The following is a 2,990-nucleotide window of genomic DNA, read 5'->3' on the forward strand; positions in this document are numbered from 1 at the left end:
GCTCCCATAACCTTGCGAATGCCAATCTCGCGCGTTCTGTTCACTGCATTTATACCCGACAATCCAAATAATCCCAGACACGAAATGAGTATAGCAAAGCCTGTAGCCAAAGCCATAATATTCATCCAGTGTTCGAATGATGCATACTGCCGTGCCACATTTTCATCGAGGAAAGAATATTCAAAAGGTTTGTCAGGGGCTATCGCTGTAAATGCTCTTTTGAGCTGCTCCAGCGTGGCGGGTAAATCTTCGCCCTTGATCCGCACCAGCATGTTTGACAAACTGCCATCGTTCAGATCCATCGTGAAGAACATGGGACTTATCGATTCCTGCAAAGAAAGGAAATGAAAATCCTTCACCACACCGATCACTCTCGAACCTATTGCCTCCGGATTTCTGGCGTGATAGTTCAGATGTTCGTGAAGCGGGTCCGTCCACTTCATATCTTTCACCAGCGCCTCATTTACAATGATAGTCTGCACTGAATCACTTGAAGTGCCGGCATCAAAATCACGCCCCATCACAATGTCAATGCCCAGCGTTTTAATATAGTTTGCGTCTATTGTATAGCCATGCGTAGCCTTGTTCTCACCGTTTACCTGGTATCCGTAAATCATTCCATCGTCTCCCGCAAATGGATAATCTGTTCCGGCTACTGACACAACAGAAGGTATATGTTCCACCTGTTGCCGGAATTGCTCCACAACCCGCTCCGGCCGCTCGCCCCAGCCAGCCTGTGTTGGAATTACCACGAGCTGATGCTGATCATAACCAAGATCCTTGGTTGTAATATATTGCATCTGGCGATACATAATAACCGAGCTGATGATCAGGAACGATGAGAGTACAAACTGCAGAATGATCAGTGGTTTCGAAAATCCTGCCGATAACTTCGCAGTAAAGGTTCCCCGCAGCACCTGAACCGGTCGAAAGCCGGAGAGATATAGCGCAGGATAGCACCCGGCCAGTAAACCCACCACAAGGGCGATAGCCAGACTTATACCAGCCAGAGAAAGTATATTGGTTGTATTCAGTGCAATCGCTTTACCGGTAAATTGGTTGAATGCCGGCAGAAAGAGCACTGCCAGCACAAAGCCAATCAGCAAAGAGAGTAGTGCCAGCATCACCGATTCAAACGCAAACTGGTATATCAACTGTTTTCTATAGGCTCCCATCACTTTGCGAACACCTACTTCCATTCTACGCTTCGCAGATGATGTTAATGCCAGCGATATATAGTTTATACAAGCAATCAGCATGATTAGTATAGCAATGCCGCCCAGTATCCAGGCATATTGCGGATCACTCACGTTATCCCAGCTAACATCTTTCATGCTGTGTATACCGGTGAGTTTGGCAAAACCGATCCGGTAGGGCATCTCTCCTTCCGGAACTTTATCACGCTCGCGCCACTGGTCGAGGTCAGCTTTCATATACTTCTGCGTAAGCCTATCAAGGCTCGCCTGAAGATGAGCTGCCGATGCAGACGGGTATAGCTGCACAAAGGTGGCGAAGCCCATATTCATCCAGGTATCCAGGTTATATTGGTGATAAGCACCCCATCCTTCTATCGGCAGCAATGCCTGAAACTGCAAACTGGAATTAGCAGGCGGTGCTTCAATTATACCTGTAACCGTCAGTGACCGGTTGCCCATCATCAACACCTGTCCGAGTGCCGGAGATGCGCCAAAATATTTTTCAGCCATGGCAGGCGTCAACACAATTTCATCTTTCGATGAAAACATCTTTTCTACGTTTCCTTCCAGCAAACGAAACGAGAACATCCGAAAGAAATCGGCATCGATATATACAATGGGCTCCTTGAAAACTTTTTCGTCTCTACGAAGTATAGCATCACTCTTGCAGAAGTGCGTGGCATATTGTACTTCCGGTATCTCGGCTTTCATGGTTGGCGCCAGTGCCAATGACATCTGCGACATTTTGCGATACGGAGATTGTTCTTTGCCATTACCCTGGTTGCCTGCATACATAATACTGTGCATGCGATATATAGCATTGCCGTTTGCATGGAACATATCGAAACTCCGCTCATCTTCTATGAACAGATAGATAAGTATACAAAATGCTATACCGATGCTGAGGCCGGTAGCATTAATAAAGGAGTATAGCTTCCGTTTTACAATGTTTCGGGAAGCGACTGTTACGTAGTTTCGGATCATAATGCTTTGCAGTGAAAATGAAAATCGGTTTCGTAAAATGATCGATGGCCTGAACAAACGAAGCACATTCCAGTACAGTCGCTGCCTGGCTTTATATATACCTGCTATTCGCACATCCTCTTCAAACTGTTCCAGCAGGTCACCTTCTATACCTTCATATAACCACAGTGGACAAAACCACGCGAGGAACCGAAGTGCCCACCGGGGCGGCCCATGATTTACTTCTTTCATGATTAGCTTCCGGCAATTTTAAGCTGTGGTATTAATTTCCAGAGGTCCATGCGCGCTTCTTTCATCGCGCGCAGCATGGCAAGGCCCGCGTTGGTAATGGTAAATATCCTTTTTCGCCTCCCCCCGCGCGAGTTGGTAGCACCACCCATGTGCGATTTTACCAGCCCTTTATCTTCCAGGCGATACAGCGTAACATGCACAGCACTCAGGTTCACATCCCTCCCAACACGGTCTTTTATCTCTGTAACTATGGCATTGCCGTATGCCTCTTCTCCCAGTATACCCACCATCGTCAACACCAGTTCTTCAAATTCACCAAGATACTCTTTGCTCATTTCTATATATTTTGTAAGACTAATATACGGATTTGTTTATATTTTGTTAAAGAAATACATTTTTTTGTGTTTAAGTGTTGAGGTGTTGGCGTGTTGAAGGCGTGGAGATGCGATTAGGGGATGTGTTTACGTGTGTATGTTGGCACGTGTATACGTATCGGATTTTACCGTTGGGTTCCGCAGGAAAGTTTATATATAATAAGAACCAGTCGCGCAGCGACTTAAACTTTAAACTTTGAACTTT

The 2,990-nt window shown here is 46.0% G+C and carries 2 protein-coding genes; both read right to left on the minus strand.

What is annotated here, in order from left to right:
• Nucleotides 1–2,411: ABC transporter permease (locus V7Q33_RS09160; RefSeq protein WP_333819651.1), on the minus strand; the 2,411-nt coding region annotated here is incomplete at its 3' end.
• Nucleotides 2,412–2,413: 2 nt separating this feature from the next.
• Nucleotides 2,414–2,746: a PadR family transcriptional regulator gene (locus V7Q33_RS09165; protein ID WP_331983623.1), complete on the minus strand. Its 333-nt coding sequence runs from the start codon at nt 2,744–2,746 to the stop codon at nt 2,414–2,416.
• Between the last annotated feature and the right edge of the window lie 244 nt (nt 2,747–2,990).

The sequence above is a fragment of the Ohtaekwangia sp. genome, assembly GCF_036786105.1.
In the GTDB taxonomy this organism is placed as follows: domain Bacteria; phylum Bacteroidota; class Bacteroidia; order Cytophagales; family Cyclobacteriaceae; genus Ohtaekwangia.